Origin of the sequence: Sinorhizobium sp. NG07B (assembly GCF_002532005.1) — a bacterium.
In the GTDB taxonomy this organism is placed as follows: Bacteria; Pseudomonadota; Alphaproteobacteria; order Rhizobiales; family Rhizobiaceae; genus Sinorhizobium; species Sinorhizobium fredii_C.
The window spans coordinates 1407725-1422693 of the sequence record NZ_NWTD01000001.1 but is presented as its reverse complement, the minus strand read 5'-3'; the positions used below and the strand labels follow the sequence as shown (position 1 = coordinate 1422693).

The following is a 14969-nucleotide window of genomic DNA, read 5'->3' as shown; positions in this document are numbered from 1 at the left end:
ATATATCGAAAGATCACGCCAAGTGACCCGTGCGAGTCCTGCGGTGCGTGTTCAAGAACTTGGATAGCGATTATCGCACAGCCGCAGGGGCAAGACTCAGCCATTTTGGGTGGCTGGCGAGACGACTGTCCGGCTCGGGCTTCGCCTAGCCGTAAAGGCTGTAGAGAAAGCGCAAGGCAATCAAGGTCATGAAGATGCCGAAACCGACCTCCAGCTGCCGCCTGTCCATCGCATGGGCAAGCCGCACGCCAAGCGGCGCCACCAGCAGCGAGACCGGGATGATCAAGGCGACGGCGATCCAGTTGATGAAGCCGGTCGAAAGCGGCGGCAGGCCGGGGTCGCCCCAGCCCGCCCAGATATAGCCGAACAATCCGGGGATGGAGATCAACACGCCAACGCCGGAGGACGTCGCGATCGCCTGGTGAATCGGCCGGTTGTACAGCGTCATGAATGTGTTGTTGAGAACGCCGCCGCCGACACCCATAAGGGCGGATAGAACGCCGATCACCACTCCGACGAGCCACTTGGCCGGATTTTTCGGAAGCTCCGTGCCAAGACGCCAGGAGGCACGGTTGAGGATCATCCTCGACGCCACCAGGAGCGCGACGACGGCGAAGATCAGCCGCAAGGTCTCGCTGCTGACATAGGCAGCGATCACCGTGGCAAGGAGGGCGCCGAGCGGAATGGCGAGTATCCAATTGCGCAACACGGCCACGTCGACCATGCCCCGCCTATAGTGCGCCAGGAAGGAGCGCACCGATGTCGGTACGATGATCGCGGTAGAGGTGCCGACAGACAAGTGCATCCGCACGGCGTCGTCGACACCGAGAAGCCCGAAGACCTGGAAGAAGACCGGCACCAGGATCGCACCGCCGCCCACGCCGAAAAGGCCGGCAAGCACGCCCGACACGACACCGGCCGCGGCCAGCGCCAGGGCAAACATCATCAGTTCCGACAGCGGCGGCATGAGAACCCGATCTTTTCGAAGGCCGGCGGCCGATGCCGCCGATGGGAAAGGGCCTTCCCTGTCATGAATCGGTGATGCTTTTCAATCACCTTCAGTGCGCGACGAGCAACTCCGCTCTCGTGACTTGCACGCCGGAGCCTCCCCTATCCTCCGGGCGTTTTTGGCCGGCCCCCGCCGGCCTCTTTTTCTCTTGTGCCAGAGCGCATCATGCGACGCGCTTTAGGGTCTTTGTTTTGCGCCTGTCTTTGTCCCAAAACCGCTGCACACTTTTGGACGACATGCGCTAATCGCAATGCCGGTAGCCGGACTTCCGGGTTCTGAGGTCGAAGTGGAAATGATCCTTGTGGAAGGGGTCGCTGCCGGGACCGAGCACGGTGTTGAAATACTTGCAGCTGTCGGCGCGCACCGCCTTCAGCAGCCCACGTTCGCGGAAGGCGAAGAAGCCCTTCCGGCGCACATCGATCTCCTTGCCGTTCTTCAGCACGAACTTGCCGACGTCGATCGCATTGCCGCGCGCATGTTCCGACATCGGATTGCCGCGCCGCGAGTTCATCGTCCGGCAGGAATAGCCGCCGAGCGGCTTGATCGTCTTGACACCCGACCAGTAGCGGTAGCGCGAGGACGGCGCGAGCTCGTATTTCACCCATTTGGCGAAGGCTTCAGTCACCTGGCAATTGAGCTTGACCGCCGGCCTGACGGCAATATTGCCGGAAAGGCCGCTGATCTCGACCGGATAGTCGATGCCGCAGGACGGACCGTCATGGATGCGCGGCACGTCGCGGAAAACGACGCCGAGCTTCTTCAGGCGCTGGCGGCAGGCGATCTCCGACCGCGGCATTTCACCGGTATATTCGGGCGCCGACAGAGGACTGCGGACGCGCGGCAGGAAGGCGACCTGCTGCGGCTCCTCGGTGCGCCGCACGGTTCGTTGCGGCATGACGGAGCGCGCCCTCTTCGCCTCTTCGGCGGAGATCTGCTCCGGCGTAAGCGGCGGCAGATCGGGGTCGTAACCCGGCGCAGGGTCGATGGCTGGCGGCGGCTCGGCGAGGCCGCCGAACTGACGCACGTTCTCCTCGCCGATGCCGCCGACGACCGGCTGAGCGGTGTTGCCTTCGGCAATATCACCGGCTTGCTCCTGCGCCAGGCCGACAACCGGCTCGACGCCGAGCATCGCATCCATGTTGACGCCTTCGGGAGGAACCGTCATCGGGCCGGCGCTCGCGACTTGCGTGTCAGCCATTTCCGGCTCGCTGTCGATCATCGGCAGGCGGCCCTGCGTCTTGGCCACGCCGGCGCTCCTGTCGCTGAAGGTCGATACCGGCTCCGGAGAGGGATAGGCAGCCGCCTGCCGTTCCGGATGGGCAATGACGCGGCTCGGCCGGATGGCGCCGACGCGCGACGCCTCGTCGATCCGGGCGGGCGGCGACAGCACGTCCGTGCTGCAGGCCACAAGCGGAAGAGACAGCAGCAGCGCCGTCAACGGCCGATGGAGAAGAGAAACATACGCCATACACTCGCCGCCTTCGTCCGTGGCAAAGCCTTGACTTTGCCGGTCCACCGCCCCGCCCGCGATCGAAACTGAAGGTCCGCTATGTCGCCACGCGGGCAAGCGGCCAAAAAAACGGGCTGAGGCCGCAGTTTATGCAAACGTGGTAAACGAAGCGTTTGCCCGGCACCGCAAATGGGACGAGGGCTCGCTCAGCGCGGCTAGTTCCTCAGCCGCACTCGCCGCCATGGACGATGCGGAAACCGGCGGCGCCGGCCTCGCAGGCATTCGGGAAGGTTCTGAGCCGCCCGCCGCGCTGGCCGCAAACCGGGGCATATTCCCGCGTGCAGAACTGCTGTGGCGCCGGTTCATCGCTGCGACGGCATTCGCCCGCCCCGATCACCCGGAATCCGTCGGCCCGTGCCACGCAGGCATTTGCAAATGTCCGCCTCAGCCTACCGCGCTCGCCGCAGACCGGTGCGTATTCCCGGGTGCAGGCCTGCTCAACCGGTGGACGGAAATCGGGGCGGCATTCGCCGCGGTGCAGGACGCGAAATCCGTCGGCACGCGCGTTGCAGGCATTGGGGAAGGTTCTGAGGCGGTTGCCGCGTTCGCCGCAGACCGGCGCGAATTCCATGGTGCACATCTGCGGCGGCCGGATCGGCGGCCCGTGACGCGGTTCGTCGACGACCACCGTGCAGGCGGAGAGCAGGCCCATGACCATCAAGATTGCCGCGGTTGGCCGCGAAATGAGAAGCCTGAGAAGCGCCATGAAGTCCTCCGCGAGGGTGCTGTGCCTCGAGCGAATTGCAACAGCCGCTCGTTCCCGGCCCGATCTCACCCCGAACGGAGAACGCCGTCAATATCCGCGAACCGCTCCGGCTGCATGCAACTGAGGATAGGAACGGCAAAAGCGCCGAAAAGAAGAACCCGCGCCCTTTCGAACGCGGGCCAGCAAAATCCGTCTTTTCTTATGTGTCAGGCGGCCCGGCCGTAGGCCGCTTGCCCGTCCCGCAGGCGGAACCTGTCTAGCAAGGTTTTCAATTCGCGGCTTTCCTGCGCCAAGACCTGGCTGGCGGCGGTCGTTTCCTCGACCATCGCCGCATTCTGCTGGGTCATCTGATCCATGCTGTTGACGGCGGTATTGACCTCCTGCAGGCCGGTCGCCTGTTCCCGCGCCGCGGTGGCGATCGAGGCGACCTGCTCGTTCACCTGGTTGACGAGAGCCTCGATCTCCATCAGCGCGTCGCCCGTGGAGCGGACGAGCTCGACACCCGCACCGACTTCCTTGACCGACGTGCCGATCAGATCCTTGATCTCCTTTGCGGCGCCGGCCGAACGTTGGGCGAGCTCGCGAACTTCCTGGGCGACGACCGCGAAGCCGCGTCCCGCCTCGCCCGCCCGCGCCGCTTCGACGCCGGCATTCAACGCCAACAGGTTGGTCTGGAAGGCGATCTCGTCGATGACGCCGATGATCTGGCTGATGCGGCTCGAGGAATCCTCGATCCGGCCCATGGCATCGATCGCGTTGCGGACGATGCCGCCAGATTTCGCCGCGCTTGCCTTGGTCTCGTTGACCATGTCACGGGCCTCGACGGCGCGGTCCGAGGCATGGCGTACGGTCGAGGTGATCTCGTCGAGCGCGGCTGCCGTTTCCTCCAAGGCGGCCGCCTGCTGTTCCGTCCGCCGCGCCAGGTTGTTCGCCGCTTCGGAAATGTCGCCGGCGCTGCCGTGCACGATCTCGGTCGAATGCGAGATTGCCCCGATGACATCGCGAAGCGCGGCAACGGCGGTGTTGAAGTCGTGCTTGAGCTTGCCGTATTCCGGCGCGATCCGCCCGACCTCGGCCGTCAGATCGCCACTTGCCAGCCGCTCAAGAGCTGCGCCGAGCGCTTCCATCGCCTCGGCCTGGGCCGCGGCGGTCGAGCGCTGCAGTTCCTCGTTGCCGCGCCGTTCGGCGTTCAGACGGTCCTGCTGCTCGACTTCGCGCGAGCGCAGCTCCAGGCGCTCCTTGACGGAATCCCGCAGCACCAGCAGCACCTTGGCCATCTGGCCGATCTCGTCGCCACGGTCCGTTTCGGGCACGTCCGATGAAATATCTTCGTCGGCGATCGCCTGCATGGCGACTTTCAGCTTTTCGACCGGCCTCACGACGCTGCGGACGATCGCCAGCGCCGCCAGCAGGATCGCCAGCGCCGCCGCCGCCAGAATGCCGCCAACCTGCCAGGCGCGCTCGCGGAACATCGCCGCCAGGTCGTCGGCATAGACGCCGGTGCCGACAACCCAGCCCCAGGGTTTGAAGCCCGCCACATGCGAAAATTTCAGCACCGGCTCCTCGGCACCAGGCTTCGGCCAGTAATAGTCGACGAAGCCCCGGCCCTCCGCCTGCACCGTCTTGACGAACTCGACGAACAGGAACTTGCCGTTCGGATCCTTGTTATGGGAGAGATCCTTGCCGTCCAGTTCCGGCTTGATCGGGTGCATCACCATGGTCGGATGCATGTCATTGACCCAGAAATAGCCGCTGTCCTGGTAGCGCATCGCCTTGATGGCTTCCAGGGCGCGCTTCTGCGCCTCCTCGCGCGAAAGCGTCCCGGCCTCTTCCTGCTTGTGATAGGCCTCGAACACCGTCACGGCGTTCTCATTCATTGCCGAAAGCATCGCCTTGCGTTCGGCGACGAGTTTGTCCTGCGCCTGGATCAGGCCAAAGGTCAGCGCCGCTGCCATGGCGAGCAACGCAAATGCCACGAGCGCGTAAAGCCGCGCCGAAATCCGAAATCGTCTCATCCCAGCCTCCCTCAAAGTGGGTGCAGGATACAGGCAGGAATTTGCGAAGCTCCTAACAAAGGTTTTGCTAGATTTTAGGATGGACAATTAACCTTTCGACAACCAACACGAGCACCGGCCCTCTCCCCGATCGTCGCAGAGCCCCTTTTTCGGATTGGCGCCATGCGCTAAAGCTTGCCTGAATGAGGGAGACGGGCCGCATGAATGTCGTGATCAAGCCGAACGGCGAGCTAACCTTGCGCACGCTGGCGATGCCCGGCGACGCCAACGCGGCCGGCGACATCTTCGGCGGCTGGGTGATGGCGCAGATGGACCTTTCCTGCGGCATCCGCGCCGCCGAACGCGCCCGGGGCCGCGTCGTCACCGCCGCCGTCAAGGAAATGGCCTTCGCCCTGCCGGTTAAGATCGGTGACACGCTTTGCATCTATACGGACATCGTCAGCGTTGGCCGTACTTCGATGACGCTCAAGGTCGAGGCCTGGGCGCAGCGCTACCTGTCGCATGTTATGGAAAAGGTTACCGACGCGATTTTCGTGATGGTGGCGCTCGACAGCAGCGGTAAGCCGACGCCCGTACCGGCGGAATAGCGGTAGCGCCATGGACGCACCCGCGCCGGATTCGGCGATTTTCTCATATCCGGGTGGTGATGGGCATGATCATCAGCCTCAGCCTGGCGCGGCTGCTGAGCGGCGTGGCGCTCTTCATACAGCACCCCGGCAAAACCAGGGTGTTCTGGATCCACCTCGGCTGGGTGTTGTTCCTGTTCATCTTCCTCGTGCATTTCTGGTGGTGGGAATATCACCTGCATGCGCTACCGGCGATCGACGTCACCGTCTATCTGTTCGTCATCCTCTATGCCTGCGTCTTCTTTCTTCCTGAGCGTGCTGCTGTTTCCCGCGTCGCTGGAGGACTACAGCGGATACGAACATTATTTCATGTCGCGCCGCGCCTGGTTCTTCGGCTTTCTGGCCCTGGCCTTCCTCGTCGATTTGGTCGGCACCGCGGTGAAGGGAAAAGCCTACTTCGAATCCTTCGGCATGGAATATCCGCTGCGCAACGCGGCTTACATTGCGCTCTGCATCATCGCTGCGATGACACCGAACCGCCGCTTCCACGCCGTCTTTTTTGGTGGCTGGCGTGCTCTATCAACTGACCTGGATGTATGGAGCCTTCGATCTCTTGGAATGATTCAGGGCTCACCCCTTGAAGATAAACGACGCTCCCAGCGCGATGAACGCGAAGCCGACGAGTTGATGCCAACCGATCGACTCCTTTAGCCAGAAGACCGAGAAGAGGACGAAGATGCTGAGTGTGATCACCTCCTGCATCGTCTTCAGCTGCGCCGCCGAATAGACGGAATGGCCGATGCGGTTGGCCGGTACTGCCAGCCAGTATTCGAAGAAGGCGATGCCCCAGCTGGCGACGATGACGATATAGAGCGGCGAGGACGTAAACTTCAGGTGGCCGTACCAGGCGAAGGTCATGAAAACATTCGAGGCGATGAGCAGCAGCACCGGCCAGACATAGGCGGGATTGATGGCAAAGGACATGAAGACCTCGGGAGGACGCGAATCGGTGCACGAGGATGATCTGGACGCAGCGTCGGTTCAAGTTTTTCTGATCCGCGCTGAACCAGTACCGTCCAACATGAATCTGTCCCTGTCATCGGAAAGCAACGTCCGGTCTTACCGGAGCCCTCGACCGGTTCGCCAAGGCAGGAAATTCCGCGCCGGCCGTTTCCCTTTTGTACTCATTCCCCCTTTTCTTTCGCGCTGACTCTCTCCATATTCCCGGCCATGGCTCAAAATCCGAAGAATCCCCCGAAGAAATCGGCAGCGCCCGGCGGTTTCGAAGAAGCCCCGCAGGCGCCGCTTTCCGGTGCGCCGCTCTCCGGCAACGTCTCCGACTGGGTGAAGCAGCTCGAGGCGGAAGCGGAAACCTCCGCTTTCGAAAGCCAGCGGGAGATCGCCTCCAAGGCCGGCAAGCACCGCAAGAAGGTCGAGATTGCCGCCTCGAAAGCGGCCGCGGATGCGGAAGAGAAATCGGCCGAAGGCCGCAAGCCCGAACGGGCGTCCGAGCTGACGCAAGGCCCCCGCGGAGCGAAGGCGCTGCGCGCCGACAGTACGAGCGGAAAAACTTTCAGCGGCAAGACCGCACGCGGCACTTCCATGGGCGGCAGCCACGACCCGAAGACGCGCGCCGCCGCCGGGCTCAACCCGGTCGCCGGTCTCGACGTTGCACTCGAGGATGTCGACAAGCTGACGACGGGCTCCGGCGTCACCGCCACGGTCGAGGCGCTCGCCAAGCTGATCGAGAGCGGCAACCCGCTGTTCAAGGACGGCAAGCTCTGGACCCCGCACCGCCCTGCCCGGCCGGACAAGTCGGAAGGCGGCATATCGCTGAAGATGGTGACCGACTACCAGCCCTCCGGTGACCAGCCGACGGCGATTGCCGATCTGGTCGACGGCCTCTCTTCGGGCGAGCGCAACCAGGTGCTGCTCGGCGTCACCGGCTCCGGTAAGACCTTCACTATGGCCAAGGTGATTGAGGCGACGCAGCGCCCGGCCGTCATCCTGGCGCCGAACAAGACGCTCGCCGCCCAGCTCTATTCCGAATTCAAGAACTTCTTTCCGGAAAACGCGGTCGAGTATTTCGTCTCCTACTACGACTACTACCAACCGGAGGCCTACGTTCCGCGTTCCGACACCTATATCGAGAAGGAATCCTCGATCAACGAGCAGATCGACCGCATGCGCCACTCGGCGACGCGCTCGCTGCTCGAGCGCGACGACGTCGTCATCGTCGCCTCGGTCTCCTGTATCTACGGTATCGGCTCGGTCGAAACCTATACGGCGATGACCTTCCAGATGAATGTCGGCGACCGACTCGACCAGCGGCAGCTCCTCGCCGACCTGGTGGCGCAGCAGTACAAGCGCCGCGACATGGATTTCCAGCGCGGCTCCTTCCGGGTGCGCGGCGACACGATCGAGATCTTCCCGGCCCACCTGGAGGATGCCGCCTGGCGCATCTCCATGTTCGGCGACGAGATCGACTCCATCACCGAGTTCGATCCGCTTACCGGCCAGAAGACCGGCGACCTGAAATCGGTGAAGATCTACGCCAACTCACACTATGTGACGCCGCGCCCGACCCTGAACGCCGCCATCAAGGCGATCAAAGAGGAGCTGACGCATCGCCTTGCCGAGCTTGAACGGGCCGGCCGCCTGCTCGAGGCGCAGCGGCTGGAGCAGCGCACCCGCTACGACCTCGAAATGCTGGAAGCCACCGGCTCCTGCCAGGGTATCGAGAACTATTCGCGCTACCTGACCGGCCGCAGGCCGGGCGAGCCGCCGCCGACGCTGTTCGAATATATTCCCGACAACGCGCTGATCTTCATCGACGAGAGTCATGTCACCATTCCGCAGATCGGCGGCATGTATCGCGGCGACTTCCGCCGCAAGGCGACGCTCGCCGAATACGGCTTCCGCCTGCCCTCCTGCATGGACAACCGACCGCTGCGCTTCGAGGAATGGGACGCGATGCGCCCGGACACGATCGCCGTCTCGGCGACGCCCGGCAGCTGGGAACTGGAGCAGTCCGGCGGCGTCTTCGCGGAGCAGGTGATCCGCCCGACCGGCCTGATCGACCCGCCGGTCGAAGTACGCTCCGCCAAGACCCAGGTCGACGACGTGCTCGGAGAAATCCGCGAGACCGCTGCCGCCGGCTACCGCACGCTCGTCACGGTGCTGACCAAACGCATGGCCGAGGACCTCACCGAATACCTGCACGAGCAGGGCGTGCGGGTGCGCTACATGCATTCCGACATCGACACGCTGGAGCGCATCGAGATTATCCGCGATCTTCGTTTAGGTGCTTTCGACGTGCTGGTCGGCATCAACCTGCTGCGCGAGGGCCTGGATATTCCCGAGTGCGGCTTCGTCGCCATTCTCGACGCCGACAAGGAAGGTTTCCTGCGTTCGGAAACCTCGCTGATCCAGACGATCGGCCGCGCCGCCCGCAACGTCGACGGCAAGGTCATCCTCTACGCCGACACCATCACCGGCTCGATGAGTCGGGCGATGGAGGAGACAGCCCGCCGCCGCGAGAAGCAGATGGCCTATAACCTCGAAAACGGCATCACGCCGGAATCGGTGAAGGCGAAGATCTCCGACATTCTCGACTCGGTCTACGAGCGCGACCACGTCCGCGCCGACATCTCCGGCGTGGCCGGCAAGGGCTTTGCCGAGGCCGGCCACCTCGTCGGCAACAATCTGCAGGCGCATCTCAATGCGCTGGAAAAACAGATGCGCGACGCCGCCGCCGACCTCGACTTCGAAACCGCCGCGCGGCTGCGCGACGAGATCAAGCGCCTCAAGGCGGCCGAGTTGGCCGTGCTGGACGACCCGATGGCAAGGGAAGAGGCGAGGAGCGCTGAGGGCGGCAAGCGGGGCAGCAAGGCCGCGCCCAGCCCGATCTCCCCCCCTGCGGGGGAAATGCCCGGGAGGACAGAGGGGGGGGCTTCCACGAGCTATTTCGCCAAACCCTCGCTCGACGACATGGGCCCGGGTACCGATACCGAGCGCCCCCTCTTCCGCAAACCGGACCTCGACGAAATGGGCCGTGATGTGGCTATCCCCGCGGGCAAGGGTCAGTCGCTGTTCCGCAAGAATACCCTCGACGAGATGACCGTCGGCCGCACCGAAAAGCCGGTCGCTGGCCACGTTCCGGAAAAGCCTACCCTCACCCGCGCCAAACCGGGCATTGGCTCCTATGAGGACCAAGCGGACGAGAAGCGGCAGAAGGGCCGAACGAAAGGAAAAACGGGGCGGCCGGGGCGGTAATGGATCGAGGGACTCAATTTTAGAGAACCCATTTTTCGCTACTCCGCCGGCCGACCGCTCGATCGGCCCGTAAGGGTGACGTGAGAAGACGTGTATTCACGCGCCGCACCCTATCTTTTTTACGGGCCAGTTCACGCGCCTATCCCCGTTTTCCCCATCCTCACGCAACCAAAAACCCTAACTTTATAGGGAACATTCCCGCAGATTGCGAATTTCAGTTCAAACTAATTTAGGGAGAACGAAGATGCGCATCCTGGAAACATTTTTGACGAGCACCGGTCTGGCGCTGATTTCGGCCGGATTTATTGCATCGGCCCCGGTTCCGGCACAAAGCCAGGATCGGCCCATCCTTATGGCTCAGCAGTGCAGCCCGCTGACAGACACGAACTTCGCGGCTTGCTGTGCGGCGGAAAACCGAGCCGACATCCTCACGTCCGCGCAAATCGCGCAATGCCCGCCTTTGTCTACGGCAGTGATTGCGCCCACCGATCCCTTCTCAACGACTAATGCCGGCGGCGGCGGCCTCGGCGGAGGCGGGGGTAACGGCGGTGGTTCCGGTGGCGGCGGTGGTCCCGGTGGCGGCGGTGGTCCCGGTGGCGGAGGCGGCAACGGCGGCGGTGGCGGCGGCGGCGGCAACGACGGCGGTGGCGGCGGCAACGACGGCGGTGGCGGCGGCAACGACGGCGGTGGCGGCGGCAACGACGGTGGCGGCGGTGGCCACGACGACGGCAATGGTGGCGGTCATGACAATGGCAATGGCGGCGGTCATGACGACGGCAACGGCGGCGGCCACGACAACGGCAATGGCGGCGGTCATGACAATGGTGATAAGGATCGCGGCAACAACGGTTGGGGCAACGGACGGGATTCGACAAATCCCGGCAGCGCTCATGGTAAGGGCGTTTCGAAAGGTGGCCCGGGCGCCGGACATTCGCAAAGCGGCTCGAAGACGGGCGGGGCCAGATAACACGCAGCGTCGATGATCGTCCCAATCCGCCGATCGATGGACAATCAATGCTCTATAGGCGGTGCCAGCGTTTGGCGCCGCCTATAGATTTTTGTACTTCCGCAGAAATACGGGGTGCTTGTGGTGCAGTCCACGGGAGACCGTGATCTGGATCATTTCACGATTCGTTGCACGCATTTCCTGAAATAGTATTGAATCGCGTTGCGACGGCACGCTCCACACTGAAGCTTACTCCGCCGCCCGCGCCTCGATCTCCAGCGGCTCCATCTCATAGGAATAGCCTTCCAGCATCTGGTACGCCTCCTCGATCACCTCGATCTGCGCTTCGGCGTTCTTAATGGCCTCGCCGATCGACTGGCTGCGGGCGCGCAGCATCGAGCCGAGCACGTCCGTGTCCGGCCGCCGGCCGAGGCGGTCCATGTGCTTGCGGACCCGTGAGCGGTGGCGCTCCAGTTCGAGGATATGGAAGCGGGTCTTGACGATGTCGTCGGAGAGTTTGCGCCGCATGGCCGCGACCGGATCGAAACTGCCGGGCTCGCGCAGGTCGAGAATGAAGTCGTTGACGAGCGTCTCCAGCATCATCAGGCCCTTGAGCTGCTTGGGATCGACGAGCTGCGGATCGTAGCCGGTGTCGTCATAGACCTTGCGGCGCACCGGATCTTTCAAAAGATCATAGGCCGCCTGCAGCTTGCCGAACTCTTCGGCATCGCCGCCGCGGTCCGGATGCGCGGTTTTCACCGCCCGCCGGTAAGCCGCGCGGATCGCCCGCTCGTCGGCGTCGCGCTCAAGTCCAAGGAGGGCATAGGGATCGATCACGCGGGCCACCTGCTTTTCGTCGACTTGCAATGTTTCCTGTCCGGTCCAGACCTACCGGTTCGCCGCGCCAGCAGCAAGGCCAGTGACGAATGCCCGAGGCGCGCCACGCTCAACGCAGCGCCGGACGAAATTGTGGTCGAAACGAGGCAATCCACGACATTTATCCTCGCCTCGGGCTGCATTAAACTCAGGGAAAGGTCGACCTCACAAGGCATTGACCGGATACCGCCACGGCTAGAACTCTCTACTTGCCTTTTCCCCCGAATACTGCCACTCCTAGCGCCGTTCGGGCGATTTCAATCCCGGAGACTGGACTTTCGTTTGAGCCCGGCCACTGCCGGGACTGCCGCAAGCGGCATCGTAGACGTCTTTTCCCCGATATCGTGACCACTCGACGCTTTCAGCATATCGCTGAAGACGACCGGTTCGTTTCCTCCTGAGGGGGCACGAACACACTACCTCAAGCAGCCAAGCCGTGCTATTGAAGCGCTGGGTTGCGGCAAATGACAGACTGAAGGAAAAGGACTTCTTCCATGGCCACCAAGGGCATCGTAAAATTCTTCAACCAGGACAAGGGTTTTGGTTTCATCACGCCGGACGGCGGCGCGAAGGACGTTTTCGTCCACATCTCCGCCGTTCAGGCCGCCGGTCTCGCGACGCTCAAGGATGGCCAGCAGGTCAGCTTCGACACCGAGCCGGACCGCATGGGCAAGGGCCCGAAGGCCGTCAACCTCCAGGCGCTCTAAGCCGGACGTTGCGATCAGATCGTGAAGGGCGGCGCCTCGCAAGAGGCGCCGTTTTTCGTTGGGGTTGCCCCACTGGAACTCCCTCAATCCTGTGCTTGTCACAGGAATCCAGTGCGCCAAGTCCCTGGCGCCGTAGGGTGCTTTGAAGCTCTCGGTACAGCTTTAGTTATTCGCACCGCAGACGCGCTGTGGCTGAATTCCTGTGACAAGGACAGGAATGAGGGGAACCGGCGCGGCCCCCTACTCCGCCGCCTCACGCGCGGTGACCGCCTCGAACACAGCCTCGAAGGCGGCATGGATGACGTCCGGACCGGCGCCCTTGCGGGTGGCGTCGGCGGAAAGCATCTGGCGGAAGCGCCGCGCCCCGGGCCAGCCCTGGAACAATCCCACCATGTGGCGCGTGATATGGATCAGCCGGCCGCCATTTTCGATATGGGCGGCCGCATAGGCTGCCATGGCATCGCGCACATTTACCCAGAAAGCGAGCGACAGGCGATGATGGCGGCCGGAGAAGGCCTCCGGCTCGATCAGCGCCGGTGGGACGCCGGTCAGCGGGTGGTTGAAATAGCCGTCCGCGGCTGTCAGCAGGCCGCTGTCGTGGTAGGCGGCGCGGCCGAGCATGACGCCGTCCAGCGGCGCTCCATTTCCCGCCTCGCCCCCGGCAAGCCTCGGCGATGGAGCCGGAAACGGCCGCGCGTCGAGATGCGCCAGCGCCTGATCCAGAGTCTGAAGACCGCCATTGAGGCCGATGAAAAGATTTTGGTTCTCGGCCTTCAGCCGATGCACAAGACCATAGTCGAGCGGCGGGATTTCGCGGTTCTCCCGCGGCGACAGGCCCTTAAGCCAGGCCTTGCGGGCATGCACCCAGACGGCATCCGTGCCGGCATCCTTGACGCGCTCGACGAGCGTGCGAAGCGCCACCTCCGGATCCTGGTCGTCGACGCCGATGCGGCACTTGACCGTGACCGGAACCTTCACGGCCGCCTTCATCGCCGCCACGCATTTGGCGACCAGCTCCGGCTCCTGCATCAGGCAGGCGCCGAAGGTGCCGGACTGCACCCGGTCGGAGGGGCAGCCGACATTCATGTTGATCTCGTCATAGCCGGAGGCTTCGGCGATCCGCGCCGCCTCCGCCATCTTGACCGGATCGTTGCCGCCGAGCTGCAGCGCGACCGGGTGCTCCGTGGCGTGATGGCCAAGCAGCCTGTCCCTGTCGCCGCGCAGGATCGCGTCGGCGACGATCATCTCCGTATAAAGCAGCGCATGACGCGAGAGCTGCCGCGCGAAGAAACGGTAGTGACGGTCCGTCCAGTCGATCATAGGCGCCACGGCAAAAACCGGGGCATTGAAGTACCGGCCCTTTCCCGGTTTTTCAGTCGGTTGCGCCGTTTCTTTCATATCCGGTTCGCTCTTGTTTGATCCTTTTTTAGACCCGTTTCGCTGTGCTATTGCTACAACTGAGGGGCGTGTAGAAAAATCATGGGCACCATTGGCGAGCAAAAGCCTCGCAATGGGCAGAAATCATATACTGCGCAGATCCGAATAATGCGAGATGGCGCCGCAGTCCAGGCGCAGACGTTCGAACGTCGGCTGGCCGCCGCGGCCTGGCTGAAGAAGCGGGAAACCGCATTGGCGAACCAGGCGCGCTCGAGAAGCTGAAAGAGCGAGATCGCCAAGACGTCCTGCAACGACATTGCAGCGCCGAGATTGCCGAATTCGCGAAAAGCTTTCGCCGGGTCGTCGGCCGGCGGCAAATACATCTCACACCTGTCGAGTATTTTCGCGATCGCCCGCCCCGCCTGGAAGATCGATCTCGACTACCCGGCCATGGAGGACGCCCAGGTCGTATTGAAGCGCCTCGGCCTGGTTGCGAAGTCGTCGCACGCGATCGCCGGCCGACGCTCGAGGAGCTCCCACAAGCTCATGGAGCACTATAGCGATCGAGCCTCGAATTTCGTGGAGGAAAGATGAGCCCGATTGTTTGCGGCGGACCAACGAGCTCATTCAGTCGAGACGGGTATTTTTTCCTACGGGCTCATTTTAACAGGCGGGGCCGGCTTGTCGATTAAGCCTTGGATCCATGTGGCGCTTCGGGAATATTCCCTTCGTCGCTGTCGAGTAGTGCTTTCAGAAGCTGCCTTCTATTCTTTATATCGAACTCTCGCATAAAATATAGAACTCTCAGACCTTCCATTACCGCCGTGTGGCTCTTCGGATCGACCCGGTGCACGTCGCACCAATCGGTGACGACCTGCTCCACAAGCTCGGCTTCGCTCTCCAGCGTCGGTGCGATCTGGATCTTCTTTGTTGAATGAGCCATCGAGCCTCCTCCCAGGTTGCCGAAGGGGAAAATCCCAGA

Annotated in this window: 13 protein-coding genes and 1 pseudogene; 5 read left to right on the top strand and 9 right to left on the bottom strand. The window is 63.1% G+C overall.

The window, feature by feature from the left end; translation table 11 throughout:
- Positions 1–145: 145 nt before the first annotated feature.
- The 4 genes from CO664_RS06860 to CO664_RS06845 all read right to left on the bottom strand — a co-directional run bounded on the left by CO664_RS06860 (position 146) and on the right by CO664_RS06845 (position 5240).
- Entirely contained in the window at positions 146–967 is an 822-nt protein-coding gene (locus CO664_RS06860) for a sulfite exporter TauE/SafE family protein (RefSeq protein WP_097524919.1), read from the bottom strand.
- A 283-nt stretch (positions 968–1250) separates the two neighbouring features.
- Entirely contained in the window at positions 1251–2477 is a 1227-nt protein-coding gene (locus tag CO664_RS06855) for an extensin family protein (protein ID WP_097538241.1), read from the bottom strand.
- Positions 2478–2682: 205 nt separating this feature from the next.
- Positions 2683–3177, bottom strand: coding sequence for a Kazal-type serine protease inhibitor domain-containing protein (locus tag CO664_RS06850; protein ID WP_234820160.1), 495 nt, complete (start codon positions 3175–3177; stop codon positions 2683–2685).
- A gap of 254 nt (positions 3178–3431) precedes the next feature.
- Entirely contained in the window at positions 3432–5240 is a 1809-nt protein-coding gene (locus tag CO664_RS06845; protein ID WP_097538239.1) for a methyl-accepting chemotaxis protein, read from the bottom strand.
- 200 nt (positions 5241–5440) lie between these two features.
- On the opposite strand from CO664_RS06845, the gene CO664_RS06840 reads away from it, so the two are divergent.
- Together CO664_RS06840 and CO664_RS06835 are read left to right on the top strand one after the other, a co-directional pair.
- Positions 5441–5827 carry an acyl-CoA thioesterase gene (locus CO664_RS06840; RefSeq protein ID WP_037424131.1) on the top strand — a complete coding sequence of 129 codons (387 nt, stop codon included), beginning with the start codon at positions 5441–5443 and terminating at the stop codon, positions 5825–5827.
- 65 nt (positions 5828–5892) lie between these two features.
- Positions 5893–6428, top strand: a pseudogene (locus tag CO664_RS06835) (hypothetical protein).
- 8 nt (positions 6429–6436) lie between these two features.
- Here the strand turns inward: CO664_RS06835 and CO664_RS06830 are convergent.
- Complete coding sequence (locus CO664_RS06830) at positions 6437–6790, bottom strand: DMT family protein (RefSeq protein WP_037424128.1); 354 nt, start codon at positions 6788–6790, stop codon at positions 6437–6439.
- Between the two features lie 246 nt (positions 6791–7036).
- Between CO664_RS06830 and uvrB the strand changes: the two genes are divergently transcribed.
- Together uvrB and CO664_RS30625 are read left to right on the top strand one after the other, a co-directional pair.
- Entirely contained in the window at positions 7037–10081 is a 3045-nt protein-coding gene (gene uvrB / locus CO664_RS06825; RefSeq protein ID WP_097538238.1) for an excinuclease ABC subunit UvrB, read from the top strand.
- A 244-nt stretch (positions 10082–10325) separates the two neighbouring features.
- A complete protein-coding gene (locus CO664_RS30625; protein ID WP_210201045.1) occupies positions 10326–11048 on the top strand; it encodes a hypothetical protein in 723 nt (240 codons plus the stop codon).
- 228 nt (positions 11049–11276) lie between these two features.
- On the opposite strand, the gene CO664_RS06810 is transcribed toward CO664_RS30625, so the two are convergent.
- A complete protein-coding gene (locus tag CO664_RS06810; RefSeq protein ID WP_086022816.1) occupies positions 11277–11894 on the bottom strand; it encodes a J domain-containing protein in 618 nt (205 codons plus the stop codon).
- Positions 11895–12397: 503 nt separating this feature from the next.
- Here CO664_RS06810 and CO664_RS06805 point away from each other — a divergent pair.
- Positions 12398–12610, top strand: coding sequence for a cold-shock protein (locus CO664_RS06805; RefSeq protein ID WP_012708287.1), 213 nt, complete (start codon positions 12398–12400; stop codon positions 12608–12610).
- A gap of 240 nt (positions 12611–12850) precedes the next feature.
- Here the strand turns inward: CO664_RS06805 and dusA are convergent, their stop codons facing one another.
- The 3 genes from dusA to CO664_RS06790 all read right to left on the bottom strand — a co-directional run bounded on the left by dusA (position 12851) and on the right by CO664_RS06790 (position 14930).
- Complete coding sequence (dusA, locus tag CO664_RS06800) at positions 12851–14008, bottom strand: tRNA dihydrouridine(20/20a) synthase DusA (RefSeq protein ID WP_097538236.1); 1158 nt, start codon at positions 14006–14008, stop codon at positions 12851–12853.
- 53 nt (positions 14009–14061) lie between these two features.
- The gene (locus tag CO664_RS30620; RefSeq protein ID WP_158254907.1) at positions 14062–14370 is read right to left on the bottom strand and encodes a hypothetical protein; all 309 of its coding nucleotides are present in this window, start codon (positions 14368–14370) and stop codon (positions 14062–14064) included.
- 305 nt (positions 14371–14675) lie between these two features.
- On the bottom strand, positions 14676–14930 hold the full coding sequence (locus CO664_RS06790) for a hypothetical protein (RefSeq protein ID WP_097524927.1): 255 nt from the start codon (positions 14928–14930) through the stop codon (positions 14676–14678).
- Positions 14931–14969: the final 39 nt, after the last annotated feature.